Below are 25,500 nucleotides of genomic sequence, written 5' to 3'. Positions count from 1 at the left end.
GCGGCGCCGCGACGCCCCAAGGGGACGTGACGCCCCGAGGGGACGCGACGCCCAGGGGAGATGCGCGGCAAGAGCTTTGCATATCGTCACAAGACTTGTGATGATGGGCGCCATGGCTTCAAAATCTGCTTCCCCGTCGTTCGACTACGGACAAACCGACCCCGGCCTTTCCGTGCTGCGCATGGCGGCGCTGCTCGCCGAGGCGGAGGACGGCCCGGACGAGGAAACGCTCGATCTGTTGTTTGAACAGGTCGAGGCCGGCCATCTCGTCGACGCCGACCCCGCGCAGATGTGGCCGGAGCTGGTGCGCGGGTTGATGAGCCCGGCGCCGTCGAAAATGATCGGGACGCTGCGCGACTGCGGCGCGCTCTTTGAGATCCTCCCCGAAGTCGCGGCGCTGTTTGGCGTGCCGCAGATTTCCGATGGCGAGGACGAGGTCGATCTCGGCGAACATCTGATGCGATCGCTCGATACGGCGGCAAAACGCGGCGCGTCCTTGCCCACGCGTTTCGCGCTGCTGGTGATGAATGTCGGCAAGTCGGATTCGCCGCGCGAACATCTTCCTGTGCATTACCGACATGTCGAGCGCGGGCGCCCGCGCATCGAAGAGATCTGCGCGCGCTTTCGCGCGCCGGCGGAATGCAAGGCTCTCGCGCTGCTGGCGCTCGCTGAGTGCGAACGCGTGCATCGCGTCTCGAAAATGCGCGCCGGTCCCGTCGCCTTGATGCTTGAACGCTTGGGGGCGTTCGACGCGCCGGAGCGGTTTCAGGAGCTGATGATGGTCTGCGCCAGCGATTTTTGCGCCCATGAAGGCCGCGAGGGAAAGCCTTACCCCAAGGCGGCGCTGCTGGAGATCGCGCTCAAGGCCTGCGCCGACATTGCGGAGAACGACCTGGAGGCGCGCCAAAGCGCCCGCGCCGAGGCGATCGCGCGGGCGTTTCGCTCGGAGCGCTGGGCGAGCGAGGTGGGGTAGGGGTGCCTTAGAGTAAACGTCTGCATTGCGCCAGAAGCGGTCGTTCAAAACAGACGGGGATAATTTATGCGCGGTCGCGAACAACTATTCATTTGCGGGACAGAGGCGCGCATATCCTGGAGTCGACCGTGGCATTTGGCACGGTTGAGAACAGTGTGGCCACCAGCGGCAGGCGCGCCACCGGCTGATCATCTTCACATTTGTCGGATCGTTGAAAAGTCGAAGTCCTCGTTCGGCGGATTTTCCCCGACTCGAATTGTCGTATCGCCCGTGAAGCGATATGGCGGAACCGGTAAATTATAGGGAGCGGGAACGTCACGAAATACGCGCCCCGCAAGATCGTATTTTGAGCCATGGCATGCGCAAAAATATCCGCCCAACCAGTTTGGGGCCGGGTCGGAAGCGTTAGGAAGCGGATCAAATTGCGGGATGCATCCCAAATGCGTGCATATCCCCACAAATACTCCGATTTCCGGCGTCAACGAGCGGTGCCAGTTTTTGGCGTAGGGAGGTTGCTGAAGATATTTCGAATCCGGATCAGCTAGCTCAATCAACAATTGGCGACTTTGAAGAACCTGCAGATTTTCCTGAGTTCGAAACACCACAAAGATCGGTTTTTTTCGCCATAGAATGACAACCTGTCCGCCCGGTTCCACCTGGCCGAGATCGATGTCTACCGGACCGCCGGCTGCGAGAGTTGAAGCATCGGGATTCATCTGGTCGATTAACGGCACTAAGGAGGCCGCTGCCCCCGCAACCCCTGTTACGGCCGTCGCGATATAAAGGAGATCGCGGCGCGTCGGCTTATCTACCCTGACGTTGGAAGGCGGTGGAGACGCATTGACCATTTCAAACCCCTAAGCTTTGAGGCCTCGGCCACCCAATCCTTTGGACAATAGGGCTCAAAGCGACTTGTGGGGAGTTCCTCGCGCCAGTGAACGGAGGTGCAAGGGACTTGCGAAACTCGCCAAAACGCCGCGCTCAAAACATAGCGCGGCGCTTATTGTCTTCATGACAGCGACAGCGTCGCCTCTCGATTACAGAAACGATCCGATAAAGGCGCCGCCAATTCCCGCGAGCACCGCCGTGGCGAGGACCCCCGGCATCCCAAAGAGCGCGCCGCCTAGTCCAGCGCCGATGGCCGCGCCGACGATCGCGCCGACAGCCGCCATTGTCATGTGTTCCTTGGCAGATATCATCGTCTCCTCCATGACCTACGCGCCTCATTGATAGAGGCCTAACATGGAGTTAGAGCCTGCTTTGCAGGGGGCAAGGGCTCTGCCTCTTTTGCCCGCCGGCCATCAAAATCTCACAGCTTTCCTTCATCCGTCAGCGACATCACGTCGGCGACGATTCCGCGCTTGACGAGACAGCGCCAGGGCGCGCGGTTCGGCCCGACGCCGATCGTCACACTGTTGTTCGCCTCCGACGTTTCGACGCTGAGCACGACGACCTTGGGATTATTGGTCTTCCGCTTCACCGCCAGCAGGCAGGCGGTCTTGTCGCCGCGCAATCCGCCGTCGGCGGGCTTCGTCGCGGCGCCGGCCCCGGCCCCTGCCCCTGCCCCTGCCCCCGTCCCGGCGCGCTGATCCTCGGCGGCGCGGCAGCCGTTCTTATAGGATTCGCCATGCTGGTTCTCGTCCCAGCGGCCCGCCTTGCAATCGGCGTAGCCGCGTTTGTATTCGCGCTGCGAGGCGGTCGAGGCCGACGCGCCGACGGCGATCATCGTCAGGGCGATGACGCTGATCACGGCGACAATGTTGTTTTTCATATGCGCGTCTCCGAGCGAAGAGATAATCCCGAAGAATAACGCTGGCGCGCCCGACCGCGCCAAGCGATTCTCATGTTCAAACTGCGACACTTCCCCGCTGTGGACGCGCTTTCCAATCGCCTCGCTCGCATCGGATGTGCCCCGCCGCACTTTGTTAACCTAACTGTTCATGCTACCCGCGGTTCGTTACGCGTGGACCTTGGGGGCCATGTTTCGGGGGGCATGTCATGACCATCATTGCAGCGAACCGCCGTAAATTTTTGGGCGCGATGCTTCTGGCGAGCGCCGTCATCACCGGGCGCCGCGCGTTCGGCGACGAGAAGATGGCGGAGATCGGCCGGCTCAAGCCGGGCGAATACATCTGGCGCCCCGAGCTCGCCTTGAAGGGACCCGTCTCCGTCGTCGTGTCGCTTCCCCAGCAGCGCGTGCATGTCTATCGCAACGGCATCCGCATCGCCGCCTCCACCTGCTCGACCGGCAAGCCCGGACATACGACGCCGACCGGCGTCTTCGTCGTGCTGGAGAAAGACCGGAATCATCACTCGTCGCTTTACGACGACGCGCCGATGCCGAACATGAACCGCCTCACCTGGTCGGGCGTCGCGCTGCATGCCGGCAACCTGCCCGGCTATCCGGCGTCGCATGGCTGCGTGCGGCTGCCGGCGAAATTCTCGGAATTGCTGTTCGGCGTCACCCATATCGGCACGCCGGTCATCATCGCCGGCGCCCATACCGACCCCTGGGAGCTGACCCATCCGGGCATGGTGCTGAGCGGCTATGCCGAACAGGAGTTCGAGCAGGTGCTCTCCGGCCTCGAAGGCAAGAAGCACCCCTCCGACTGGACGGAAGCCGAGAATTTCCCCGTCACCAGCGTCGTCGCCTCGTCGGCCGACCATGTGATCGAGCTGATCGAGAACGACCATGTGGTCGCGCGATCTGTGCTTGGCTTGGAGGGCGCCGACAAGCTCGGCTCGCATGTGTTCGTGCTGAACGGCGCCGACCAGACTTCGCGCGGCATGCATTGGAGCGCGATCACGCATCATCAAGAGGATGCGACGCTCGCGCCGAACCAGGATGTGATCCAGCGGCTTCGCGCCGACCCGTCCTTCAACGCGGCCATGCAGGAGCGCATGCATCCCGGCATGACCATGGTGCTGACCGACGCGCCGCTGTCGCCCGACAGCCGCTCGGGCAAGGATTTCGTCATCGTCACCACCGAGTGATCGGGGCGCCGGACGTCGGCGAAGGACGAGGGTGAGGAAAAATACGCGAACGGGCTTCCTCGCCCTTCGAGCGCGTGCTGCGCATGCTCCTCGGGATGAGGGAGGCCCTTCACCCGATCGCCCTGGAGCCTCGCCCCCCGCCCCTGACGCCCGCGCCAAAATGCGCTAGACTTGCCGCTTCGCGCCTTCCGGAACAAACACAGAATGTCGGATTTCTATCGCATCAAGCGTCTGCCGCCTTACGTCTTCGAGCAGGTGAACCGCCTCAAGGCGCGCGCCCGCGCCGGCGGCGCCGACATCATCGACCTCGGCATGGGCAATCCCGACCTGCCCGCCCCCAAGCACGTCATCGACAAGCTGGTCGAGACCGCCGGCAAGCCGCGCACCGACCGCTATTCGGCCAGCAAGGGCATCGCCGGGCTGCGCCGCGCCCAGGCCGGCTATTACGCGCGCCGCTTCGGCGTCACGCTCGACCCCGAGTCGCAGGTCGTCGCGACGCTCGGCTCCAAGGAGGGCTTCGCCAATATGGCGCAGGCGATCACCGCGCCGGGCGACGTGGTGCTGGTGCCAAACCCCTCCTACCCGATCCACGCCTTCGGCTTTCTGATGGCCGGCGGCGTCATCCGCTCCGTGCCCTCGGCGCCGACGCCGGACTATTTCGTGGCGCTGGAGCGCGCGATCATCCACTCGATCCCCAAACCCATCGCGGTGGTCGTCTGCTATCCGTCCAATCCGACGGCGGAAGTGGCATCCCTCGACTTCTATAAGGATCTCGTCGCCTTCGCGAAGAAGCACGAGATCTTCGTGCTCTCCGACCTCGCCTACGCCGAAGTCTATTTCGATGACAATCCGCCGCCCTCTATGCTGCAGGTGCCGGGCGCGATGGATGTGACGGTGGAATTCACCTCGATGTCGAAGACCTTCTCGATGGCCGGCTGGCGCATCGGCTTCGCCGTCGGCAATGAGCGGCTGCTCTCGGCGCTAGCGCGGGTGAAGAGCTATCTCGATTACGGCGCCTTCACGCCGGTGCAGGTCGCGGCGGTCGCGGCGCTCAACGGCTCCGACGATTGCGTCAGGGAGATGCGCGCGATCTACAAACGGCGGCGCGACGTGATGGTCGAGAGCTTCGCGCAGGCCGGCTGGCCGATCCCGGCGCCGCGCGCCTCGATGTTCGCCTGGGCGCCGGCGCCCGAGCGCTTCCGTAACATCTCGACGCTCGAATTTTCGAAGCTGCTGATCGAGAAGGCCGACGTCGCCGTTGCGCCGGGCGAGGGCTTCGGCGAGCATGGCGAGGGGTTCGTGCGCCTTGCGCTTGTCGAGAACGAGCAGCGGATTCGTCAGGCGGCGCGTAATCTGCGCCGCTTCTTCGAGACGGCGGATGCGCAGCTGCATAATGTCGTGCCGCTCGCCGCGCGCGGGTGACGCGCAGGCGTCTGCTTCGCATGAAACGCAATGCGTGAGAGCGCCAGTGGCCGATCCCGTCGACATCTACAATTGGCTGCGCCTCGATGAGCGGACCACGACGTCCGGCCAGCCGACGCAAGCGCAGTTCGATGAGATCGCCGCGCTTGGCGTGCGCGAGGTGATCAATCTCGCGCCCGCGACGAGTGAGAAGGCGCTCAAGAACGAAGCGGAGATTCTGGCGACGCTGGGCCTGCGCTACACGCATATTCCGGTCGATTTTCAAAATCCCACGCAAGCCGACTTCGATCGCTTCTGTGAGGCTTTTGAAGGCGCCAGCGAAGCTGCGACGCATGTCCACTGCATCGCGAACTACCGGGTCTCGGCCTTTCTCTATCTCTACCGGATCAGCGCAGGCATGGAAGAGGCCCGCGCCCGCGCCGACCTCGATAGAATATGGACGCCCGACCCGGTTTGGGCCGCCTTCATCGAGCGGATGCAGGCTCGAAATAGCGCTCGATGATTCGCGTATAGACCGCGCAGAGCCCGTCGATATCGGCGACGCGGGCGTTCTCGTCGACCGCGTGAATCGTCTCATTGGTGAGGCCGAGCTCCAGCACCGGACAATAATTGACGATGAAGCGCGCGTCCGACGTGCCGCCGGTCGTCGAGAGTTCCGGCGTCAGGCCCGTCACCTGCCGCACGGCGTCAACCACGAGTTCTGTGAAGGCGCCAGGCTTGGTGATGAAGGACCTCGCGTTCGACGGCGGGAATTCGACTTCGACATTCGCGTTCGGCGCCGCTTCCTTGATGACCTGCAGAATGCGCTCTTTCAGCGACTCATGCGTCCAGACGTCGTTGAAGCGGACATTGAACTGCGCGCGCGCTTCGCCGGGGATGACATTGACCGCCGGATTGCCGATGTCGATCGTGGAAAATTCGAGATTGGAGCGCTCGAAATGCGTCGTGCCCTTATCGAGTTCGTGCCCCGAGAGCGCAGAGACGATGCGCGCGATGATCGGCGCCGGATTTTCCGCGCGCTGCGGATAGGCGACATGGCCCTGCTTGCCGATGACGCGAATGCGTCCGCTGAGCGAACCGCGCCGGCCGATCTTGATCATGTCGCCGAGCGTCGACGCATTGCTGGGCTCGCCGACGATGCAATGATCGAAGCGCTCGCCGCGCGCTCGCGCCCATTCGAGCAGCTTCACCGTGCCGTTGATCGACACGCCTTCCTCATCGCCGGTGATGAGCAGCGAGAGCGTTCCCCAAGATTTTACATTCTGCGCCCTATGCCGCTCGACATAGGCGATCGCGGCGGCGGCGAATGCGGCGATGGCGCCCTTCATGTCCGAGGCGCCGCGACCGTAGACGCGGCCATCGGAGACTTCCGCGGCGAAGGGTTCGAAGCGCCAGCGCGCCGGATCGCCGGGCGGCACGACGTCGGTGTGCCCAGCGAAAGCGAGATGCGGCGCGCCCGAGCCGATCTTGGCGAAGAGATTGTCGATGTCGGGCGTGCCCGGCGCGGAGAAGACGATTCGATGCGTCTCGAAGCCGACCGCCTTCAGCGCCTTCTCGACGACGTCGAGCGCGCCGGCGTCGGCCGGCGTCACGGACGGACAGCGGATGAGTTCGCGGGTAAGCGCGACAGCGCGGGATTGGGTCATCGTCAATTCGCTTTGTTACTTCGAGCAGGCAGCATCGTTGACGGTTTCAGAAGCTCACCCTCCCCTCGACGGGGAGGGTCGCCTTGCGCAGCAAGGCGGGGTGGGGTGAATACTGTATCTCACCCCCTCCCGGCAGGCTCCGCCTGCCGACCTCCCCCATCAAGGAGGAGGTAAAGCGCACTACGACAGCGACTCCTCGCGCCAACCCAATTCATAGATGGTCCACAGAGCAGCGGCGACAAAGAGCGCGTCGACGCCCCAGACATACCAGCGCGACATGACTTCGGCGACGCGCGGCTGCAGAAAGTGCGCCGCGCCGGCAAGCAGCGCCAGGAGCGGCGCGAGGCTCGCAAGGCCGAGCGGCGGCGTAAGGCCGCGGTCGCGACAGCGCTTGGCCGAAAGATTGATGAAGCTCACCACGATCAGCATCACGGCGAAGGCGTAAAAGATGACATAGAAGTAGGCGAGAATCGTCATCGGCGCGAAGAAGGGCGTCGTCGCCAGATCGTGGACCGAATAGGGCGCAAGCGCGAACCAGATCAGCGTCAGCGGCAAAAGCACCGCGATGAGCGCGCCCGCGCCGCGCCGCCAGGTCGCGCGATCAATGCGGCCCTGATCGGTTCGGTAGAGAAAACGCAGGCGCTCGGCGTCCATCAATCCCTCAGCAGCTCGTTGATGCCGGTCTTGCTGCGCGTCTGCGCATCGACCGTCTTGACGATCACCGCGCAATAGAGCGACGGGCCGGGCGTTCCGTCCGGCAAGGGCTTGCCCGGCAGACTGCCGGAGACGACCACCGAATAGGGCGGCACATAGCCCATGTGGATCTTGCCGGTGGCGCGGTCGATGACCTTGGTCGAGGCGCCGATGAAGACGCCCATCGACAGCACCGAGCCCTTGCCAACGACGACGCCTTCGACGACCTCGGAACGCGCGCCGATAAAGCAGTCGTCCTCGACGATGGTGGGATTGGCCTGCAAGGGCTCGAGCACGCCGCCGATGCCGACGCCGCCAGACAAGTGAACATTTTTGCCGATCTGCGCGCAGGAGCCGACGGTGACCCAGGTGTCGACCATCGTGCCGCTGTCGACATAAGCGCCGAGATTGACGAAGGAGGGCATCAGGATCGCGCCCGGCGCCACATAGGCCGAATGGCGCACAATCGCGCCCGGCACGGAGCGGAAGCCCGCCGCGCTATGTTCGGACGCGCCCCAGCCGACGAATTTCGAGGGGACCTTGTCCCACCAGGTCGCGCCGCCCGGCCCGCCCGCAATGACGGACATATCATTCAAGCGGAACGACAGCAGCACGGCCTTCTTCAGCCACTGATTGACCGTCCAGCTTTCCGGGCCTTCCTGGCCTTCGATCTTTTCGGCGACGCGCAGCTTGCCGGCGTCGAGCAGACGCAGTGCGCTGTCGACGGCGCGGCGAACGTCGCCCTGCGTCTCGGCGGTGATATTGGCGCGATCCTCGAAAGCGGCGGTGATGAGCGTCTCAAGTCCCGTGTGCGGCATGAATATCCCGAAAATGATGCGGTGAAGCTGGCGCGGTTGTAAGGCTATGGCGAGGGGAGTTCAACAAGCGAGGAAGAGCGCCCTTCTTCCTCACCCTCAGCTGAGGAGCCGCCGCAAGTCGGGTGACGCGACTTGTGAAAAAAATCATGCGGTAACCTCTCCGCGTCATGCCCGGCCTTGTGCCGGGCATCCACGCGTCGACGTGACGCGAGTCCCGCAGCTTGGCGCAACGTCCCGGCGTGGATGGCCGGGACAAGCCCGGCCATGACGCGGAAACCATTGGCAAGCGCTGCGGCGCGAATGTTGACGCGCCGACCGCCGTCGCCTATGTTTCTACCCTGTAGATACACTGCGCTCATCGCGAGGAACGCAAGCGACGAAGCAATCCCGAGAGCGCTGCGTCATGACGGGTCGCTTCGCTGCGCTCGCAGTGAGTGCGGAATCAGGAGGAAGGCCATGCGCGCGACCATAAGAAAATGGGGAAATTCTGCCGCCGTGCGCATGTCGGCCGCGGTGATGGAGGAAGCCCGGCTCGAAATCGACCAGCCGGTCGACGTTCGCGTCGAAGAAGGGCGCGTGGTGATCGAGCCGCTTGTGGCGCCAGAATTCACGCTCGACGCGCTGCTCGCAGGCGTCACACGCGACAATATGCATGAAGAGGAAGACTTCGGCGCGCCCGTCGGCCGCGAGGCGCTTTAATCGATCAATGACGTGTCGACGACGCGTGTCATTCCCGACAGGCCGCAGGCCTGATCGGGAATCCAGAGCAACCGCAAGCATTCTGAATTTGCCCCTGGATTCCCGATCGCGCTCCGCGCGTCGGGAATGACATGCGCGAAATGGATTATTGAAATGCCTTACGTCCCGGAACGCGGCGACATCGTCTGGCTCAGTTTCGATCCGCAGGCGGGACATGAACAGAAGGGCCATCGTCCGGCGCTGGTGCTCAGTCCGAAAGCCTATAACGGTAAAACCGGGTTGATGCTGTGCTGCCCGATGACGACGAAGATCAAAGGCTATCCATTCGAAGTCCCGCTCGCGGACGCGAAACCTTCCGCCGCGCTGGCGGATCAGGTGAAGAGCCTCGATTGGCGCGCGCGTAAGGCGAAGAGGAAAGGCGCCGCGACGAAGGCGGAAGTGGCGCAAGCCTTGGCGAAGGCAAGGGCGTTGCTGCAATAAACAGACAAGAAAATCACATGATATGCTCCACATTTGTACAGACCATGGCGCGCTACAATCGCTGGCAAAACGCCAGCCTTTACGCCGCCGCCGACAGCCTGTCGGACGAAGCGCGGCGCAAGGACCGCGGCGCTTTCTTCAAATCCATTCATGCGAGCCTCAACCATCTTCTCTGGGCGGACCATATGTGGCTGAGCCGCATTTCCGACGCCCCGAGGCCCTCCACGCCGCTGAGCGAATCAGCTTCGTATCGCGACGATTGGGACGGCTTGAAACGGGACCGCCTCGCCTGCGACGACAGGCTGATCGCCTGGGCGGACGCCGTCACCGACGACTGGCTCGCCGGCGATCTCCTCTGGCGTTCAAGCCTAATGCAATCGGATATGATCAAGCCGAAGTGGCTCGTCGTCAGCCACATCTTCAATCACCAGACCCATCACCGGGGCCAGATTCATGCGATGTTGACGGCCGCCGGCGCCAAGCCGAAAGACACCGATCTGATCTTGATGGAACAACGCGCGACTTAATCGCCGATCAATCCCTCCAAAAACGCCACGAGATCGTCCGTCACGAAATCCACATGCGGCTCGTCGCCGGTGGCGATTTCCCAAAGCTCCCGCTCGGGGCCCTCATCATGCGCCGGCAGCACCAGCACCGTCGTCATGCCGCGCGCATGCGGAACGACGAGATTGCGGTCGATGTCCTCGAAGATCACGGAACGTTTGGGCTCGATCTTCAGCTTCTCGAAAAAGCGCATATAGGCGCCTTCCTCGGGCTTGTTGATGAAGTCCGCGGCGATGATGTCGAAGATGTCCTCGAAGCAATGGTCGATGCCAAGTTGCTTCGCTGTCTCGACCGCGTGATGGCGCGAGGCGTTGGTGAGGATGAGCTTGCGGCCGGGCAACGCGGCGATCGCCTCAGCCAGCGAATGATTATGCGCCAGCGACGAGCGATCGATGTCGTGCACAAAGGCCAGATAGGCCTGCGCGTCGATCCCATGTTCGGTCATCAGCCCGCGCAGCGTCGTGCCGTATTGACGATAATAATGTTTCTGCAACGCGCGCAGCGAAATGGCGTCGAGGCCGAACAGCCGCATCATGAACAGCGTGATGCGCGCGTCGATCTTGGGCCAGAGATCGGCGGTCTGCGGATAGAGCGTATTGTCTAGATCGAACACCCAGGTGTCGATCGCGGCGAAGCGCGATCTGTCGGGCAAAAGTTTGGTCATCGCATCGGTCGCCGCATGTCATTCCCGCGAAAGTGGGAATCCAGAGCAACGCCAGCGGTTGTTGTGGTTGCTCTGGATTCCCGATCGCGCTTTGCGCGTCGGGAATGACACTGATTCATCGCGCCAATATCTCCTCGACCCATGACGGCGTGATCTCGCTCGCGCGGCCATAGCGTCTGTCGTCGAATTGCGTTGCGTTTTCCGACGCCTCCAGGTTGATCTCGCAGCAGCGCAGACCACGGGCTCGCGCCTCGCGCACGAAGCCGGCCGCCGGATAGACCGCGCCCGACGTGCCGATGGCGACGAAAAGATCCGCCGCACCGAGCGCCGCATAGATATCTTCCATATAGAGCGGCGTCTCGCCGAACCAAACGACATGCGGCCGCAATGCGCCATCGCATCCGCAACGCGAATCCGTCGAAAGGTCATCGCGGCAATCGCTCACCGCACCGCATGAGGCGCAGCGCGCTTTGAGCAATTCGCCGTGCATATGAATGACGCGCGTCGAACCGGCGCGCTCATGCAGATCGTCGATGTTCTGCGTCACGAGAGTCAATGCGCCGCCGCGCCGCGCGATTCCGGCTTCGAGCCGCGCCAGCGCGGCATGGGCGGCGTTGGGCGACGCGGCGAGCAGATTGCGCCGACGCGCATTATAGAACGCATGCACCAGGGCCGGATCGCGCATGAAGGCCTCGGGCGTCGCGAGTTGCATGGGATCGTAGCGCTTCCACAGCGCCGCGCCCGGTCCGCGAAAGACGCCAAGGCCGCTTTCGGCGGAGACGCCCGCGCCGGTGAGGATAAAGAGGTTCATCGGCGATACTCCGTCATGCCCGCGCTTGTCGCGGGCATCCACGCCGTGACATCGCAGGCGGCGGAAGCATCAAGCTGGATCGTGCAGCATCTCCATAACGGCTGCGCAGCTCTTCGGCGTGGATGGCCGGCACAAGGCCGGCCATGACGCGCCGAAGAGGAACCTCGGCAGCTTCCTTTCACCGCGTGATCAGCGTGCCGGCGCCATGATCTGTGAGCAATTCGATCAGCACGGCGTGCGGCAGTTTCCCGTCGAGAATGACGACGCCCTCGACGCCGCGCTCGATGGCGTACATGCAGGTCTCGACCTTCGGAATCATGCCGCCGGTGATCACGCCCTCGGCGATAAGGCCGGGAATATCCCCGACCTTCAGTTCTTGGATAATCTGCTTGTCCTTGTCGAGCACGCCCGGCACGTCGGTGAGGAAGATCAGGCGCTTGGCGTGAAGCGCGCCGGCGATCGCGCCGGCGAACGTATCGGCGTTGACGTTATAGCTTTCGCCGCGCGGACCTTCGGCGACAGGCGCCAACACCGGAATGAGTTCGCGGCCCAGCACCTGATCGAGCACGGTCGTGTCGACCTTGTCGGGTTCGCCGACAAAGCCGAGGTCGACGCCGTCGGGGCGTTCGATCTTTTTGGCGGTGACCATGCGTCCGTCCTTGCCGGTCAGCCCAATCGCGCGCCCGCCTTCCGAATTGATGTAGCCGACGATCTGCTTATTGATGGAGCCGGCGAGCACCATCTCGACGACGTCCATCGTCTCTTCGTCGGTGATGCGCAGGCCGTCGGCGAAGCGCGACTCGACGCCGAGCCGCTTCAGCATCGCGCCGATCTGCGGCCCGCCGCCATGCACGACGACCGGATTCACCCCAGACTGTTCGAGCAGCACCATGTCGCGGGAAAAATCGCGCGCCACCTGATCATCGCCCATGGCGTGGCCGCCGTATTTCACCACGACGATGGCGTCGTCGTAGCGCAGCATATGCGGCAGCGCCTGCATGAGAATGCGGGCTTGCTGGAGCGCGGTGTCGACGGCGTCGGTCATGGCGGTTCCTTACGACATGCGAAAGAATGCGGCCCAACTAGCCCGCCGCTACTGTCGCTTTCAAGCGTTTCGTTCGGCGAGGAGCTTCGCGATCGCGGCGCGAAGTTCGGGGATTCCCTCGCCGCCGTGCGCCGAGGTGAAAATCACTTCAGGAAAGGCGGCGGGGCGCTTCTCCAGCGCCTTCATCGTCGCGGCGAGGACCTCGTCGCGCTCGGCGATCTTCAATTCGTCATGCTTGGTCAGAATGACCTGATAGGAGACGGCCGACTGATCGAGGAGATCGAACATCTCTTCGTCAAGCGGCTTCACGCCGCGGCGCCCGTCGACGAGCACGAAGACGCGGGCGAGGCTGGCCCTCCCCTTCAGATAGTCGCGCATCAGCTGCGACCAGTTCGCCACCTTCTCCTTGCCGACGGCCGCGTAGCCATAGCCGGGCATGTCGACGAGGCGCAGCCGCTCGGCGCCTGGCGCGCCGCCAAGCGCGAAGAAATTCAGCTGTTGCGTCCGCCCCGGCGTGTTGGAAACGCGCGCGAGCGTCTTACGGTTCGTCAAGGCGTTGAGGAGCGAGGATTTGCCGACATTGGAGCGCCCTGCGAAGGCGATCTCCGGCGGGCCGATGACCGGCAGATCGCTCGCCTTGGCGCTCGCGAAGATGAAGTCGCATGGGCCGGCAAAGAGCAGCCGGCCCGGTTCGCTGAAGTCGGTTTCGGTCACGCTCTCTGGAACGTCTTGCGCAGATTATCCCAGAATTCGAACCTCACGCCGGCGCGCTTCATGATGACCCCCTGCTGGACGATGGACAGGAGATTGTTCCACGTCCAGTAGATCAGCAGGCCGGAGGCGAAGCCACCCATGGTGAATGTGAAGATCACCGGCATCCAGGCGAACATCGTCTTCTGAATCTCGTCGGCGGGCTCCGGATTCATCTTCATCTGCAGCCACATCGAGACGCCCATCAGCAGCGGCCAGACGCCGAGCGCGAGATAGGGGCCGAAGATCGCCACATGGGTGGGATCGAACGGCAGCAGCCCGAACAGGTTGAAGACATTGGTCGGGTCGGGCGCCGAGAGATCCCTGATCCAGCCGAAGAACGGCGCGTGACGCATTTCGATCGTGACGACCAGCACCTTGTAGAGCGAGAAGAACACCGGGATTTGCACGATCACCGGCAGACAGCCGCTCGCGGGGTTAACCTTCTCCCGCTTGAAGAGCTCCATCTGCTCCATGTTGAACTTGTGCTTGTCGTCGCCGTATTTTTCCTTCAGCTCTTTGATTCTTGGCTGAATCGCCTTCATTTTGGCGATCGACTGATAGCTTTTGTTGGCGAGCGGCAGGAAGGCGAGCTTGACGATAACCGTCACCGCCAGAATGGCGAGGCCGAAATTCCCCAGGAGCTTGTAAAGGAAGTCGATCAGCCGGAACATCGGCCGGGTGATGAAGTAGAACCATCCCCAGTCGATCAGAAGATCGAAGCGCTTCAGGCCAGGATTGGCTTTATAGGCGTCGAGCACGTCGACGACCTTGGCGCCGGCGAAGACATAGGTCGTCGCCTCCGCCGACTTGCCGGGCTCGATCGTCTTCTGGTCGCTGACCGTATCGGCCTGATAGGTTTTCACCGCGCCGCCCATCGAGGCGAAGCGCGCCTCCATGGGCAGATTTTGGTCGGGAGCGACCACGGCCGCCCAATATTTGTCCGTCAGCCCAACCCAGCCGCCGACCCCCTTGTAGGTCTTGACCGCGTTGTCCTCTTTCTCAATCTTGTCGTAGGTGACTTCCTCTCCCGTCTCGCCGACGACGCCGACGAAGCCTTCGTGCAACGCCGCATAGCCCGCGGATGGCGGGTGGCCGAAGCGGCTCACGCGCGCGTAGTTAAAAAGCGTGACGGGGGCGCCCGCTTTGTTCTCGACGCTGTCCTTGACGGTGAAGAGATATTCGTCGTCGACCGAGATGACGCGCTTGAAAACGAGGCCGTGGCCATTGTCCCAGGTCAGCGTCACCGGCTTTGCCGTCGTCAGCCCGTCGGCATCCGTGGTCCACAGCGTCTCGGTGGTCGGCAGCACCGGCGCGTTTTCCGTTTCGGCGGTCAGATAGCCGAGTTCAGCGTAATAGGGGCTGGGGCCGTCCTCGGGCGAGAGCAGCGTGATGATCGGGCTCGAGGGATCGACGGTCTCGCGATAATTCTTCAAGGAGACGTCGTCGATACGCCCGCCTTTCAGCGCGATCGAGCCGGAGATTGATCTTGTGTCGATGCCGATCCGGGGGCTGAGCGCCAGCGCTTCAGCGCGTGTCTTGGGCGCGGCCTTTACCGGCGGCTGGCCGGCAGTGACCCGCTCGGGCGCGCCGAGCTGAGGAACCTTGGCAATCTGCTCCTGCTGCGTCTGCGCCCGGCGCTGCTTGTCGATCTCCGGGAAGGCGTAAAAATAGTCCCACAGGCCAATGAAGACCAGCGACAACGCCGCGGCGAGGATCATGTTCTTAACGTTTTCACTCATGGCCGCGTAAGCCTGTCTTCCTGTTTGCGTCTCGGGCGCGCCGCGCCGCGATCGTTCAACCTGGCGAGTCCTTCAGTCATCTGCGCGAGCAGTTCGGCGAATGGCGCGGAAAGGGACACGGGCCGCGCGACGAAGACGTAATCGCGACCAGGCTTCGCGCCAAGGGCGCCGCCGAGCCGCAGCGCCTCGCGGAGCCTGCGGCGAATGCGGTTACGACCCACCGCGCCCGCGACCTTCCGCGTGACGGTGAGGCCGAAACGGGCCGGCGCATGCGAGTCCGTGAGCTCCCGCGGCGCCATCTGCACCGTAAAGGCTGGCAGTGCGACCCGCGCGCCGCGCGCCGCGCGCACGAAATCTCCGCGCCGGCGCAGAGTCTCCGGGCGCGGGGATTTTTCATCTTCGGCGGGGACTTGCGCCTTCATGCAGTCATCCGCCTCGTCCGCATTGAGCCGGATCAGGCCGAGAGGCGCTTGCGTCCGCGGGCGCGCCGCGCGGCGATGACGTTACGTCCGCCGACCGTGGCCATGCGGGCGCGAAAGCCGTGACGGCGCTTGCGCACAATGTTGCTGGGCTGAAATGTCCGTTTCACCGTTCTTCTCCGCTGGCGAAAGGGGCTTGCGCCCGGCTCCCGCGCTCGTCTTGCCTGTCGCCGTCGACGGCCGCGCCGCAGACAGCTCAAAAAAGTTTCGGCGCCCGCGACGACGCACAGCCGTCACAAAACATTCGCCGCCCCTTTTGGAGCGGCGCCGATCGCAGGCATATAGGAGAAAGCGCAGGTTCAAGTCAATGTTCGTCCCGCCGGTTTTGCGCCGGAGCCTCGCGAAAATGGCCGAACGCGACGCGACCGATCGTCGGCGAGTTCCCATCCGCCGGTCTCGGGTCAAAGCGCCCCGAGGAAGACGACGATCGCGGCTTTTTCGTCTGGGGTCAGACCCAGCGGACGGATTTTCGGGTCGAGCGACGGATTGGCTCCCCCGCCGCCATCGTAGAACTCGATGACCTCGGCAAGCGTCCTCAAGCTTCCGTCGTGCATGTAGGGCGAACTCTCGCTGACGCCGCGCAGCATCGGCGTCGTATAGGCCCATCGGTCCGTGGGCGCATTGGTGATCTCGAAACGGCCGACGTCATTCGGCGCGCCGGTCTGAGCAAGGCCGATCGCCGCAATGTCGACATTTTGGAGAACCCCGGGCGCGAGCTGCACCAGCCTTTTGCCGCCCGTCGCCCCCGAGCGAAACGCGACGCCTGTGTTATGCCAGGACTGATCCGTGAAAAGCGCCGTCTCAGGTCCAAGCACATGGCAGGCGGCGCAGCCGGCCTTGCCGATGAAAAGCTCATAGCCCTTCCACTCCTGAGGCGTCAGCGCCGCGCGTTCGCCGCCATAGACCGCGCGATCGAAACGCCCGCCGCCGCGCAGCAGCGCAGCTTCATAGGCGGCGATGGCGCGCCCGAGCGTCATCATCGTCGCGCCCTCGCCCGGAAAAGACGCCTCGAACAACGGCCCATATTCAACGTCGGCGCGAAGCCGGGCGATGAGCGGACCGATCCCGGAATTGCCCATCTCGTCGGCCGCGAGCAACGGCCCCCAGACCTGCGCGGCGAGATCGGTCTCGCGGCCGTCGTGAAACAGGAATTTCTTGAAGGCGACATTATAGAGCGAGGGCGCGTTGCGCCGCAGCGACCGCCCCTCCATGCCGATCGAGAGCGCGCTCTGATTGGAGGCGAAGCCCTGCGCGGGAATGTGGCACATGGCGCAGGACAAGGTGCCGTTCGCCGAAAGGCTGCGGTCGAAGAACAGTTTCTCGCCGAGCCTGCGCATCGCAGGCGTTCCCGCGACCATTGCGGGAACGGGTGGAAGCCCCAGCGGCGATTGGATGTCCTCCGCTGCGGCGTGGCCGACGCAAAACAATAGCGCCAGCGCTTGCAGAACGCGCGCAATGCCTCCCCCTTGCGGGGAGGTCGCGACACGCAGTGTCGCGGGTGGGGGACTCCGGGATGGTTTCGTCGCCGCGCTCCTACGAATGGCGAACGGCAGGACGCTCACCTCGCGGCGCCCGCATTGTTCGCCTCCGGAAACTCCATGGCGAGCGTGCGCGCGTCATTGAGCAGATTTTCGGGCGTGAGGAAGGCGGCGCTATAGATCTCGCGCACCCAGCCATCGGGATCGATCAGAAAGATCTTGAGCATATGATTGATCGCGCCCGAACGCCGCCCAGTTGGGTCGGCTTCGAAAGCGATGTCCTGACCCATTTGCGCGATCAGCGGCGAGAGGTCGCTCAGCGAACGGCTGGTGACAAACGCCCAGGGAACTTTGTCGGCTTCGTTCTCGCTGCTTTGCAGCAGGCGCATGACGTTGGGCGTATCGTGCTCGGGATCGAGACTCGCGAAGACGAGCCGCAATCTCGATTTGAGCAGCGGATCGTCATTGGCGTCCCGCGCGACCGTCTCGAAGGTCGACCACGCGAGAGGACAGCCTGCCGGATCGACGCAATGTGCGTAGAAGAAGGCGAGAGCCGTCACCGCGCCGCGCGTATAGGCGGAGAGCTGCGCCGCCCTGCCCTCGGCGTCGAGCAGTTGCGCCTCGGGGGCGCGCTGAATGCGCTGAAGAACATAAGCGCCGGGTCGCGGAAGATTAGCGGCCTCGGCCTTCGCAGCCTGCGCGCGAGTCTCGGCCGCGCGCAACGGCGCGGCCAACAGCGCTGCAGAAACCAGCGCTAGACCGACGAACGCGGCGAAAGGCGCGCGTGCGCCCTCCGTCTGTCGCGCTTTGCCCGTCACGGCGCCTCGGCCTTCTGGGCGCGCGCGGTGAATTTCATATGATGCGCGCGGCCGAGGCCTTCCTTATGGAAGTCGACGACGAAATCTTCCCTAAGCTCCTTCCCGTCCCATGAGTAGCCCTTGAGGAACTGCTCGTTGTCGGCGTTCTTCTTGTCCCAGTTGGCGAGCAGCGAGGTGGTGAAATAGACGCGCTTCCCGTCCCAGCTTTGCGAGACCATGTTCACTTGCGCGCCGATCTTTTTTGCATAGACCTGTTTGGGCGCTTCGGGATTGGAAAGATCGAAGAGCCGCGCCGTTCCGTCCATGAAGGTGTTGACCCAGAGCGACGATGCGTCGGACGAAATCGAGATGTCCACGGGCAAGGGAATTTTCGATGGATCGCCGACGTCGGCGACGGCCTTCGCCTGCCACTCGTTCTTGTCGTCCTGCTTGATCAGGTAGAGTTTCGAGGTGAGCGCGCCGGCGGTGATCGCCCAATTGGCGCCGGGCTTCAGCGCCCAGCGAATTTCGAGCGGCGCGCCGGGAACGGAAAACACCTTGAGAGGCTTCATCGCCTTCAAGTCCCACATCACCATCGTGTTCCCGAAATTCTTCATCGCGGAATCGTCTTGGATGAGCTGGGAAAGATCCATCATGTAGTTGGTCCAGCCGGTGAAGCTCGACGTCAGCATGCGGTTCTGGGCGGGATTGATGGCGATGTCGTAGCCATAGCCGTCGCCGCCGTCATTGAGCGGCATCGGCGTCGTCGTCACGAGTTCGCCAGCGTTGTTGTAGGTGATCAGCCCGGTGACGCCGCCGTGATCCTTCTTGTTCGAAAGCGCCTGCACCAGCATGCGGCCGGGCAGCGCGTAGAAGGTGTGCGGGCCGACATAGCCCGTGCTCTCGGCAAGATTATCGACGGTTTTGACGAGCTTCGGCGTCGAGGGATCGGAGCCGACGTCGAAGATGAAAATCTTGCTGTCGTCGAGACGGCCCGCCCAGAGATATTTGCGATCGTCGGTGAATCCCATGTGATGCGCTTCGCCGCGCCCGCCGACGGCAATCGTGTGAATCACCTTTCCGTAGGTCGCGGAGCCGGGAACGACATCGATCGTGACGAGCTTGTCGGATCCATCGCCGACGCCCTTCTCGCCGAGCGTCCAGACGTGGAGATACTGTTCCTGTCCCTTGATCAGCCCGCTCATGAAGGGCGAGTTGCAGGTTTCATCCGCGATGGCGGGCGCAAACGCGCCCCCCAAAAGAAGCGCGCAGAGAACTGCGCGTGACGGCAAGCTTTTCATTCGAACCACTCTCCCTTGTTGGTCAGTCCCCGGTCACGCCGTCGCAGGGTCTATGATCGCCCTGATTTCGCTGATCCGGTTGGCCGGAAAGCCTCCTTGCTCCGCATGTTCTTTGATCGCCGCCGCGTTCTCGGCGATGTAGACGCAGTAGACCTTATCGTCGGTGACATAGCTTTCGACCCATTGCGTCTGCGGGCCAAGCGCGCGCAGGACGGCGCAGGAGCGCCGCGAGATCGCCTGGAGATCGGTCTGCGTCATCTTCCCGGCGCCGGGGATGTCCCGTTCGATGATGAATTTCGGCATCGTCTTTCCCTACTTAGAGCCAAACTGATATGACCGGTCGTCTCATTAGGGCGCAAATCGATCACGCCTTGAAGTAGCCGTTGAGCAGCATGTCGCAGAATTGCGTCAGCGGACGCACCGAGCGCTCGATCTTCATGCGCAGCAACGCGCCCTGCCAGAAATTGACGAGAAGGTCCGCCATTTCCTTCGCGTCCATGTCCGTGCGGAAACTGCCTTCCCGCTGAGCTCGGGCGATTCCCTCGCGCAGCTTGTCGCGATAGCGGTGCACGGCCTCGCGCAGCGAAGTCTGGCAGAGATCGCTCGTGTCGCCGATCTCGCCGATGAGATTGCCGAGCAGGCATCCGCCCCGAAAATCCAGGCGTTCCGTCTCTTCGATCAGCCCATCGAAGTAGGCGCGCAGCGCCGTCGCGGCCCCAAGATCCTTTCGCTGAAGCTGTGCGTCGAGCCGTTTGATGAACGGTTCGATGTAATGTGCGACGACCTCGGCGCTGAAGGCCTCTTTGCTCTCGAAATAATTGTAGAAGGAACCCTTCGGCACGCCGACGCTCTGCACTAGCTCCTGCAGACCGGTGCCGTGATAGCCCTGCTCCATCAGCAGGGCGACTCCCCGGTCCAGAAGCTTCTCCTTCAGCTCTTTGGCGTCGCGTCGGCTCATGGCGTCATAATATGACCAGTCGTCTTATTTTGGCAAGAGCGCTCGGACTACGCCGGCGCGAAACGACTGGATCAGAAGCGCGAAGCGTTTTGCGCACGGCATCGGCTGCGCTCTCTTCGCAAGCGTGTCGTCGCAAGCGTGTCGTCGCCCCGCCTCATTGACGCCGCGCATTGGGCGAGGCGATGGCGCTCGTGAGGCCATGAGCGCCCGGTGAGCGCCCGACGAGCGCCCTATGACCGCCCTGCCCGCATGCGCGCCGCGCGCTGCGCAATTCGTTACGCGCCGCGTATTTTGTCTTTGCCCACCGGACTCGCGGCGGCGTATAGATTGGAAATGACGCGTGATTCGCGCGTCGCTGTCCGTGTCCTTCCAGACGTAGCGTGACGCGTCCGCCTTGCTTACCGCCCAAGATTAAGATTTAGGGCAGCGTTTGAGGCGTAAGTGAAGGTTTATTAACCAATTCCGCTTACCTTCGCTGGAAGGTCGGTCAGGTCGCTGAGGCGAGGACTCTCGCCGGCCGCCGGCGCGCGTCCTTCGCGCGATCGGTCGCGGACGATGGAGCTCGGTGGGGAACCAACATGCGCGTTTTATTGATCGAAGACGACAGCGCGACGGCTCAAAGTATTGAGCTCATGCTCAAATCCGAGAACTTCAACGTCTATACGACCGATCTCGGCGAAGAGGGCATCGACCTCGGCAAGCTCTATGACTACGACATTATTCTTCTCGACCTTAACCTGCCCGACATGTCCGGCTACGAGGTGCTGCGCACGTTGCGCGTCGCCAAGGTGAAGACCCCGATCCTCATTCTCTCCGGACTCGCCGGCATCGAAGACAAGGTGAAGGGCCTAGGCTTCGGCGCCGATGACTATCTGACGAAGCCCTTTCACAAGGACGAACTCGTCGCGCGCATTCACGCCATCGTTCGCCGCTCGAAGGGCCACGCCCAATCGATCATCATCACCGGCGACCTCATCGTCAATCTCGACCAGAAGACGGTGGAAGTCAGCGGCGCCAGGGTGCATCTGACCGGCAAGGAATATCAGATGCTGGAGTTGCTCTCGCTGCGCAAGGGCACCACGCTGACGAAGGAGATGTTCCTCAATCATCTCTATGGCGGGATGGACGAGCCCGAATTGAAGATCATCGACGTGTTCATTTGCAAATTGCGCAAGAAGCTCGCCAACGCTAGCGAAGGCCGCAACTACATCGAGACCGTTTGGGGCCGCGGCTATGTGCTGCGAGAGCCCAGCGAAGCGGAAGAACGCATCACCGCCTGATACGGCGCCATCGCCAACGCTGAAGCAAAAGCGCGATCACGAGCGAATCGCAAAACGCCGCGTCCGAGGATGCGGCGTTTTCTTTTGCCAACTGAAGCATCTCGCGGAACAGGCGTGTGCGCGATTGGTTTACGGTGCGGGGGCGGAACGTCGAGGAGACGAAGATGAGGAAACCCCTGCTGGTCGGAGTCATTGCGCTTTCGCTTATGGCGCCCAGTTACGCGCTTGCCGCGTCGTGGTCGAAATCCGGCTCAACGGCCACGATGACCCGATCAAACCGAGTGGACGCCACGACCCAGAACTTCGTGGACAAGGCCTGGAACATCGGCAATTTTGAAATCCAGGCCGGACGCGAAGCTCAGAACAAGGCGAACACTCAGGACTTCCTCGACTATGCCCGTAGGATCGTAAGAGATCACACGAACATGGACGACGAACTGAAGCCGATCCTGCAGCAAGGCGGGATTAACGCTCCGAACGCGCTCGACAAGGAACACCAGAATCTTCTGCAGCAATTGACGTCAGCGACTGGCGCGCGCTTCGAAGAGCGCTTCCGGACACAGCAGATCGACGGACACGAGAAGGCTGTGAAGCTTTTCGAAAGCTACGCCAGGAACGGTCAGAACGCCGATCTGAAGCGATGGGCGCAGAGCGCCATTCCGATGCTGGAGAATCACCTGCGCGACGCCAAGGCGCTGCCGCGCGCGACTCAGCGAAGCACCAGCGCCGAATAACACGGCTCCGCTTAGCTGATACGCTTCATCGAAAACGGCAGGATCCGCGCGGGTCTCGCGCGGGTCCCGCAAGGCTCGCCCCGGAGCTTGGCTTCAGGCGACGGCGCTCTCTGCAGGAGCATCCATCCCCGCCGCCGCTTGGACAGGGATCGCCTCGATCGTCACGAGTTCAGGCTCGCTGGAAACAACAACCTGCATGCCGCAGGAATTGGCCACGAGACCGGCGTAATAGGCCTGAATGGCGCGGGCGTCGATCGCGCCCTCTTCCGATTCGCCTTCGAGCAAGCGAGGAACGTTCGACGCGACGCGCGCATTGACGCCTTTCGCCTCGATTCTGAACGTCACCCGATCGTCTTCACCCGCCGAGCTAACGGAAATCACGCCGCCACGCGGGATCGCCGCGTCGGCCAAGACGCAGAGGTTCAGCAGCAGCTTGACCTTGTTCTTGGACATCAGCACACGCGGAACGCTCCAAAAGAGTTGCGTGCGATCGTCGGCGATCAGCTGGCGCGTCACCAGTTCGGCGTCGCCCGTGTCGATCGACGCGCCCTTCGAACCTGCGGCGCCGAAGGCGAGCCGGCAAAACTGCAACCGCGCCGAAGCCTCATTGGCGCTCGATTTGATCAGCGCCAGCGCATGGCCGCGCATCTCGGCGTCCTTCTCCTCCTCGAGCACTTCAAGACCATTGACGATCGCGCCCACCGGCGAAATGACGTCGTGACAGACCCGCGAGGACAGGAGCGCGGCAAGATCGAGTGGGTCGAGCGAGAATTTGGTCATGATGCCATCCAAAGCGGGTGAAGGCGGCGACGTCTCAAGAAAGCTTGATCCCGTCTTCCTGTATGATGCGCGGCGGACTGACGCGGCGCGCGAATCACTGCGTTCAGGCTAAAACGAAACTAGCGGGCGCCGCGCGGATTGCAAATGACATGCGCCTGAATCGTAAACAGACGTTGGGGGAATCGAACGATGGCGGCGGAGAGATTTGTTCAGTCGGCGAGCGCGTCTGGCGACATCGAAGACCTCGCCCGCCTTTTCGCGAATATGGCGATTGCGGCGGGCGCGCTGGCGATGGAGACGCTGGCCCATGCAAACATCGAGTCACGACTCAAGGGCGATACGTCGCCCGTGACCGAGGCGGACGAGCGGATCGAGGCCTATCTGCTCCGCGAACTCGAAGCGGCGCTGCCCGGCGTGCCCTTTTTGGCCGAGGAGAGCGTCGCGCGCGGCAAGACGCTCGGCGCCGGCGACGCCTTTTTGTTGATCGATCCGATTGACGGCACGCGCGAGTTTCTCGCCCGCAGCTCCGATTTCACCATCAATGTGGCGCTCGCGGAGAAGAACGCGCCGCGCGTTGGCGCGGTTTACGCGCCGGCGCAAGGCCGCGTCTGGTTCGCCGGCGCGCAGGGCTATGAGGCGCAGGCGGTCCCTGGCGGGCCCTTGCCGCCGATGCAGGACTGGCGTCCGCTGCGCGCGCGGCCGCGTCCCCCGGAAGGGTTGGTCGCGTTGATTTCGAAGTCTCATCTCGACGAGGCGACGAAGGCGTTTCTCTCGCGACAGCATATCGCGCGCAGCGCGCCCGTCGGCTCCTCGATTAAATTCTGCCTACTCGCCAATGGCGAGGCGGACGTCTACCCGCGTTTCGGACCGACGATGGAATGGGACACCGCTGCGGGCGACGCCGTGTTGCGCGCGGCCGGCGGCGTCACGCTCGATCCGGATGGCGCGCCGCTGCGCTATGGCAAGAAGGCCGACGATTATCGCAATGGTCCATTCGTCGCCTGGGCCGACGCGGCCGCGCTCGAAGCCGCTGCAACGCTTCCTTAACTACGGCGCGCGACTTTGACGGGCGCAAACCCGCCTGTCGCCTTTGCGACGCAACTGCGCCGCGGGTCGGCCATCGTTGACGCCGACGCATGGCGCTTGAACACGTTCGTCCTGGAGTTCGTCGTCATGAGCAAATCTTCGTTCAACGCCGCCTCGCGCCGCGACCTGTTTCGCCTCGCCGCCGCCTCGGCCTGCGCTTGGGCGGCTCCTGGTTCTTTCGCCCGCGCGGCGCAGCGGCCCGAAACCTATTCCAGCGGAGAGATCGTCGAGAACGGCCACCGCTTTTTCGGCTCTATTTCTCGCGGCCTCGCCGAAGGCGTCGAGCGCGCATCGCGGCAGTGGGGCAGTCCGAACGCTTACATTCTCGGCGAGGAAGCGAGCGGCGCTTTCGTTGGCGGGCTCCGCTACGGCCAGGGCAGGATGTATACGCGCAACGCCGGCCAGCAGCGCGTGTTTTGGCAGGGCCCATCGATTGGCCTCGACGCCGGCGCCGACGGCGATCGGACGATGATGCTCGTTTATAATCTGCCGTCGGTCGACTCGATCTATCGGCGGTTCTCCGGCGCCGCCGGATCAGCCTATCTCGTCGGCGGCCTCGGATTCACCGCGCTCAACAGTGACGAGGTCGTCGTCATGCCGGTGCGCTCGGGACTTGGCGCGCGGCTCGGCCTCAATCTCGGCTATCTGAAATTCACGCCGGAATCGACCTGGAACCCGTTCTGATCCGATCCGATGCGCCGACTTAAGGCGCAAAAGCCCCGTTCAAAGGACCGGGTGGCGGCGCGCGCCCGCGCGCGGCGGAGACGGATCGAGCGGCTCCCTGGCGACGAATCCGCAGAAGCCGCAGGCCTCGTCGCCGCGCTGCCCGCGCCAGCGGCAATCATGACGAATGCTGCAGTCGTAGGCGGGACTCGGCTTCACTGGCGCACCCGCCTCAGCGAGCAGTTGCGCGATGCGGCCGAGCACGGCGCATCCGCCGCCGCTCCAATGCGCGCAGTCGTTTTCAACGCAAATCGGCGCGAATCGGATGCGCGCAGCCGGCGCGGCCTGCGTTTGCGCCGCGGCGAGAACGCTTTCATCCGCCGCGAGCGTGGTGGCGAAACCTCGCTCATTGGCGCCTTGCGGGCTTCTTTCGGCCGGATCGCCGACAAGAAGCGCGGGAGCCCCGGGACAGCGCATGGCGCTCATCGGCGAGCCTGCCCGAATCGCGGCGCGCCGCGCGCGCCGCCACCGCAAAAAACGCCAGCGGATAACGTCATTTGGCTTCTCCTGCTTTCAGCGAGCGACGCCAGCGGCCGTTGCTTCCGCCGTTCTGCAGCCCGCTAGGGGGAAAGTCGTCATCCAA

31 protein-coding genes are annotated in these 25,500 nt (G+C 63.3%); 11 read left to right on the top strand and 20 right to left on the bottom strand.

Annotated features, from left to right (window positions below; all coding sequences use genetic code 11):
* Positions 1 to 112: 112 nt before the first annotated feature.
* Positions 113 to 973: a tRNA nucleotidyltransferase gene (locus tag A3OO_RS0107860; RefSeq protein ID WP_245257131.1), complete on the top strand. Its 861-nt coding sequence runs from the start codon at positions 113 to 115 to the stop codon at positions 971 to 973.
* 194 nt (positions 974 to 1,167) lie between these two features.
* On the opposite strand, the gene petA is transcribed toward A3OO_RS0107860, so the two are convergent.
* The 3 genes from petA to A3OO_RS22550 all read right to left on the bottom strand — a co-directional run bounded on the left by petA (position 1,168) and on the right by A3OO_RS22550 (position 2,744).
* On the bottom strand, positions 1,168 to 1,821 hold the full coding sequence (gene petA, locus A3OO_RS0107855) for a ubiquinol-cytochrome c reductase iron-sulfur subunit (protein WP_026222790.1): 654 nt from the start codon (positions 1,819 to 1,821) through the stop codon (positions 1,168 to 1,170).
* Between the two features lie 189 nt (positions 1,822 to 2,010).
* Positions 2,011 to 2,151 carry a hypothetical protein gene (locus A3OO_RS23980; protein WP_198008774.1) on the bottom strand — a complete coding sequence of 47 codons (141 nt, stop codon included), beginning with the start codon at positions 2,149 to 2,151 and terminating at the stop codon, positions 2,011 to 2,013.
* A 131-nt stretch (positions 2,152 to 2,282) separates the two neighbouring features.
* The gene (locus tag A3OO_RS22550; RefSeq protein WP_156824778.1) at positions 2,283 to 2,744 is read right to left on the bottom strand and encodes a hypothetical protein; all 462 of its coding nucleotides are present in this window, start codon (positions 2,742 to 2,744) and stop codon (positions 2,283 to 2,285) included.
* A gap of 227 nt (positions 2,745 to 2,971) precedes the next feature.
* On the opposite strand from A3OO_RS22550, the gene A3OO_RS0107840 reads away from it, so the two are divergent.
* The 3 genes from A3OO_RS0107840 to A3OO_RS0107830 all read left to right on the top strand — a co-directional run bounded on the left by A3OO_RS0107840 (position 2,972) and on the right by A3OO_RS0107830 (position 5,891).
* Complete coding sequence (locus A3OO_RS0107840; RefSeq protein ID WP_018407283.1) at positions 2,972 to 3,967, top strand: L,D-transpeptidase; 996 nt, start codon at positions 2,972 to 2,974, stop codon at positions 3,965 to 3,967.
* 204 nt (positions 3,968 to 4,171) lie between these two features.
* Positions 4,172 to 5,389, top strand: coding sequence for an LL-diaminopimelate aminotransferase (locus A3OO_RS0107835; RefSeq protein WP_018407282.1), 1,218 nt, complete (start codon positions 4,172 to 4,174; stop codon positions 5,387 to 5,389).
* 46 nt (positions 5,390 to 5,435) lie between these two features.
* Positions 5,436 to 5,891 (top strand): protein tyrosine phosphatase family protein, encoded by a 456-nt coding sequence (locus A3OO_RS0107830; RefSeq protein WP_245257130.1) that lies wholly within the window; start codon positions 5,436 to 5,438, stop codon positions 5,889 to 5,891.
* Here A3OO_RS0107830 and dapE read toward each other — a convergent pair.
* The 3 genes from dapE to dapD form a co-directional block, all read right to left on the bottom strand.
* A complete protein-coding gene (gene dapE, locus A3OO_RS0107825) occupies positions 5,854 to 7,035 on the bottom strand; it encodes a succinyl-diaminopimelate desuccinylase (RefSeq protein ID WP_018407280.1) in 1,182 nt (393 codons plus the stop codon). The genes A3OO_RS0107830 and dapE overlap by 38 nt on opposite strands.
* 180 nt (positions 7,036 to 7,215) lie before the next feature.
* A complete protein-coding gene (locus tag A3OO_RS0107815) occupies positions 7,216 to 7,689 on the bottom strand; it encodes a hypothetical protein (RefSeq protein ID WP_018407278.1) in 474 nt (157 codons plus the stop codon).
* On the bottom strand, positions 7,689 to 8,546 hold the full coding sequence (gene dapD / locus A3OO_RS0107810; RefSeq protein ID WP_018407277.1) for a 2,3,4,5-tetrahydropyridine-2,6-dicarboxylate N-succinyltransferase: 858 nt from the start codon (positions 8,544 to 8,546) through the stop codon (positions 7,689 to 7,691). Before dapD ends, A3OO_RS0107815 begins: the two co-directional genes overlap by 1 nt.
* 456 nt (positions 8,547 to 9,002) lie before the next feature.
* On the opposite strand from dapD, the gene A3OO_RS0107800 reads away from it, so the two are divergent.
* The 3 genes from A3OO_RS0107800 (at position 9,003) to A3OO_RS0107790 (ending at position 10,252) form a co-directional block, all read left to right on the top strand.
* The gene (locus A3OO_RS0107800) at positions 9,003 to 9,245 is read left to right on the top strand and encodes an AbrB/MazE/SpoVT family DNA-binding domain-containing protein (protein ID WP_018407275.1); all 243 of its coding nucleotides are present in this window, start codon (positions 9,003 to 9,005) and stop codon (positions 9,243 to 9,245) included.
* 153 nt (positions 9,246 to 9,398) lie between these two features.
* The gene (gene mazF, locus A3OO_RS0107795) at positions 9,399 to 9,725 is read left to right on the top strand and encodes an endoribonuclease MazF (protein WP_040573725.1); all 327 of its coding nucleotides are present in this window, start codon (positions 9,399 to 9,401) and stop codon (positions 9,723 to 9,725) included.
* A 17-nt stretch (positions 9,726 to 9,742) separates the two neighbouring features.
* Positions 9,743 to 10,252, top strand: coding sequence for a DinB family protein (locus A3OO_RS0107790; RefSeq protein ID WP_040573378.1), 510 nt, complete (start codon positions 9,743 to 9,745; stop codon positions 10,250 to 10,252).
* On the opposite strand, the gene A3OO_RS0107785 is transcribed toward A3OO_RS0107790, so the two are convergent.
* The 12 genes from A3OO_RS0107785 to A3OO_RS0107730 all read right to left on the bottom strand — a co-directional run bounded on the left by A3OO_RS0107785 (position 10,249) and on the right by A3OO_RS0107730 (position 20,314).
* Positions 10,249 to 10,953, bottom strand: coding sequence for a pyrimidine 5'-nucleotidase (locus A3OO_RS0107785; protein WP_018407272.1), 705 nt, complete (start codon positions 10,951 to 10,953; stop codon positions 10,249 to 10,251). The two genes, A3OO_RS0107790 and A3OO_RS0107785, sit on opposite strands and share 4 nt — an antisense overlap.
* Before the next feature lie 115 nt (positions 10,954 to 11,068).
* A complete protein-coding gene (locus A3OO_RS0107780; RefSeq protein WP_018407271.1) occupies positions 11,069 to 11,764 on the bottom strand; it encodes an NAD-dependent deacylase in 696 nt (231 codons plus the stop codon).
* 178 nt (positions 11,765 to 11,942) lie between these two features.
* Positions 11,943 to 12,809, bottom strand: coding sequence for an acetylglutamate kinase (gene argB / locus A3OO_RS0107775; protein ID WP_018407270.1), 867 nt, complete (start codon positions 12,807 to 12,809; stop codon positions 11,943 to 11,945).
* 60 nt (positions 12,810 to 12,869) lie between these two features.
* Positions 12,870 to 13,523, bottom strand: coding sequence for a ribosome biogenesis GTP-binding protein YihA/YsxC (gene yihA / locus A3OO_RS0107770; protein ID WP_018407269.1), 654 nt, complete (start codon positions 13,521 to 13,523; stop codon positions 12,870 to 12,872).
* Positions 13,520 to 15,301 carry a membrane protein insertase YidC gene (gene yidC / locus A3OO_RS0107765; RefSeq protein WP_018407268.1) on the bottom strand — a complete coding sequence of 594 codons (1,782 nt, stop codon included), beginning with the start codon at positions 15,299 to 15,301 and terminating at the stop codon, positions 13,520 to 13,522. The genes yihA and yidC overlap by 4 nt, the downstream gene beginning before the upstream one ends.
* Positions 15,298 to 15,723 carry a ribonuclease P protein component gene (gene rnpA / locus A3OO_RS0107760; RefSeq protein ID WP_018407267.1) on the bottom strand — a complete coding sequence of 142 codons (426 nt, stop codon included), beginning with the start codon at positions 15,721 to 15,723 and terminating at the stop codon, positions 15,298 to 15,300. The genes yidC and rnpA overlap by 4 nt, the downstream gene beginning before the upstream one ends.
* Before the next feature lie 32 nt (positions 15,724 to 15,755).
* Positions 15,756 to 15,890 carry a 50S ribosomal protein L34 gene (gene rpmH, locus A3OO_RS22920; protein ID WP_026222788.1) on the bottom strand — a complete coding sequence of 45 codons (135 nt, stop codon included), beginning with the start codon at positions 15,888 to 15,890 and terminating at the stop codon, positions 15,756 to 15,758.
* 291 nt (positions 15,891 to 16,181) lie between these two features.
* Positions 16,182 to 17,117 (bottom strand): cytochrome-c peroxidase, encoded by a 936-nt coding sequence (locus A3OO_RS0107750; RefSeq protein ID WP_245257129.1) that lies wholly within the window; start codon positions 17,115 to 17,117, stop codon positions 16,182 to 16,184.
* A gap of 221 nt (positions 17,118 to 17,338) precedes the next feature.
* On the bottom strand, positions 17,339 to 18,076 hold the full coding sequence (locus tag A3OO_RS21330; RefSeq protein ID WP_051080344.1) for an SCO family protein: 738 nt from the start codon (positions 18,074 to 18,076) through the stop codon (positions 17,339 to 17,341).
* On the bottom strand, positions 18,073 to 19,356 hold the full coding sequence (mtoX, locus tag A3OO_RS0107740; RefSeq protein ID WP_018407265.1) for a methanethiol oxidase: 1,284 nt from the start codon (positions 19,354 to 19,356) through the stop codon (positions 18,073 to 18,075). The genes A3OO_RS21330 and mtoX overlap by 4 nt, the downstream gene beginning before the upstream one ends.
* Positions 19,357 to 19,389: 33 nt before the next feature.
* Positions 19,390 to 19,659, bottom strand: a complete 270-nt coding sequence (locus A3OO_RS0107735) for a DUF4242 domain-containing protein (RefSeq protein ID WP_018407264.1) — start codon at positions 19,657 to 19,659, stop codon at positions 19,390 to 19,392.
* Positions 19,660 to 19,720: 61 nt separating this feature from the next.
* Positions 19,721 to 20,314 carry a TetR/AcrR family transcriptional regulator gene (locus A3OO_RS0107730; RefSeq protein WP_018407263.1) on the bottom strand — a complete coding sequence of 198 codons (594 nt, stop codon included), beginning with the start codon at positions 20,312 to 20,314 and terminating at the stop codon, positions 19,721 to 19,723.
* Positions 20,315 to 20,892: 578 nt separating this feature from the next.
* On the opposite strand from A3OO_RS0107730, the gene ctrA reads away from it, so the two are divergent.
* Both ctrA and A3OO_RS0107710 read left to right on the top strand, forming a co-directional pair.
* Positions 20,893 to 21,594 carry a response regulator transcription factor CtrA gene (ctrA, locus tag A3OO_RS0107720; protein WP_018407261.1) on the top strand — a complete coding sequence of 234 codons (702 nt, stop codon included), beginning with the start codon at positions 20,893 to 20,895 and terminating at the stop codon, positions 21,592 to 21,594.
* 164 nt (positions 21,595 to 21,758) lie between these two features.
* Positions 21,759 to 22,328 (top strand): DUF4142 domain-containing protein, encoded by a 570-nt coding sequence (locus A3OO_RS0107710; RefSeq protein WP_083909799.1) that lies wholly within the window; start codon positions 21,759 to 21,761, stop codon positions 22,326 to 22,328.
* Between the two features lie 93 nt (positions 22,329 to 22,421).
* Here A3OO_RS0107710 and chpT read toward each other — a convergent pair whose 3' ends face one another.
* Positions 22,422 to 23,108, bottom strand: a complete 687-nt coding sequence (gene chpT / locus A3OO_RS0107705) for a histidine phosphotransferase ChpT (RefSeq protein WP_018407258.1) — start codon at positions 23,106 to 23,108, stop codon at positions 22,422 to 22,424.
* A 189-nt stretch (positions 23,109 to 23,297) separates the two neighbouring features.
* Between chpT and cysQ the strand changes: the two genes are divergently transcribed.
* A complete protein-coding gene (gene cysQ, locus A3OO_RS0107695) occupies positions 23,298 to 24,155 on the top strand; it encodes a 3'(2'),5'-bisphosphate nucleotidase CysQ (protein ID WP_018407256.1) in 858 nt (285 codons plus the stop codon).
* A gap of 126 nt (positions 24,156 to 24,281) precedes the next feature.
* Entirely contained in the window at positions 24,282 to 24,878 is a 597-nt protein-coding gene (locus tag A3OO_RS0107690; protein ID WP_026222785.1) for a DUF1134 domain-containing protein, read from the top strand.
* 39 nt (positions 24,879 to 24,917) lie between these two features.
* Here A3OO_RS0107690 and A3OO_RS0107685 read toward each other — a convergent pair whose 3' ends face one another.
* On the bottom strand, positions 24,918 to 25,343 hold the full coding sequence (locus A3OO_RS0107685) for a hypothetical protein (RefSeq protein ID WP_026222784.1): 426 nt from the start codon (positions 25,341 to 25,343) through the stop codon (positions 24,918 to 24,920).
* Positions 25,344 to 25,500: the final 157 nt, after the last annotated feature.

It is taken from the genome of Methylocystis rosea SV97 (genome assembly GCF_000372845.1).
Classification (GTDB): Bacteria; Pseudomonadota; Alphaproteobacteria; order Rhizobiales; family Beijerinckiaceae; genus Methylocystis; species Methylocystis rosea.
This window is presented reverse-complemented; position numbering and strand designations above follow the sequence as displayed.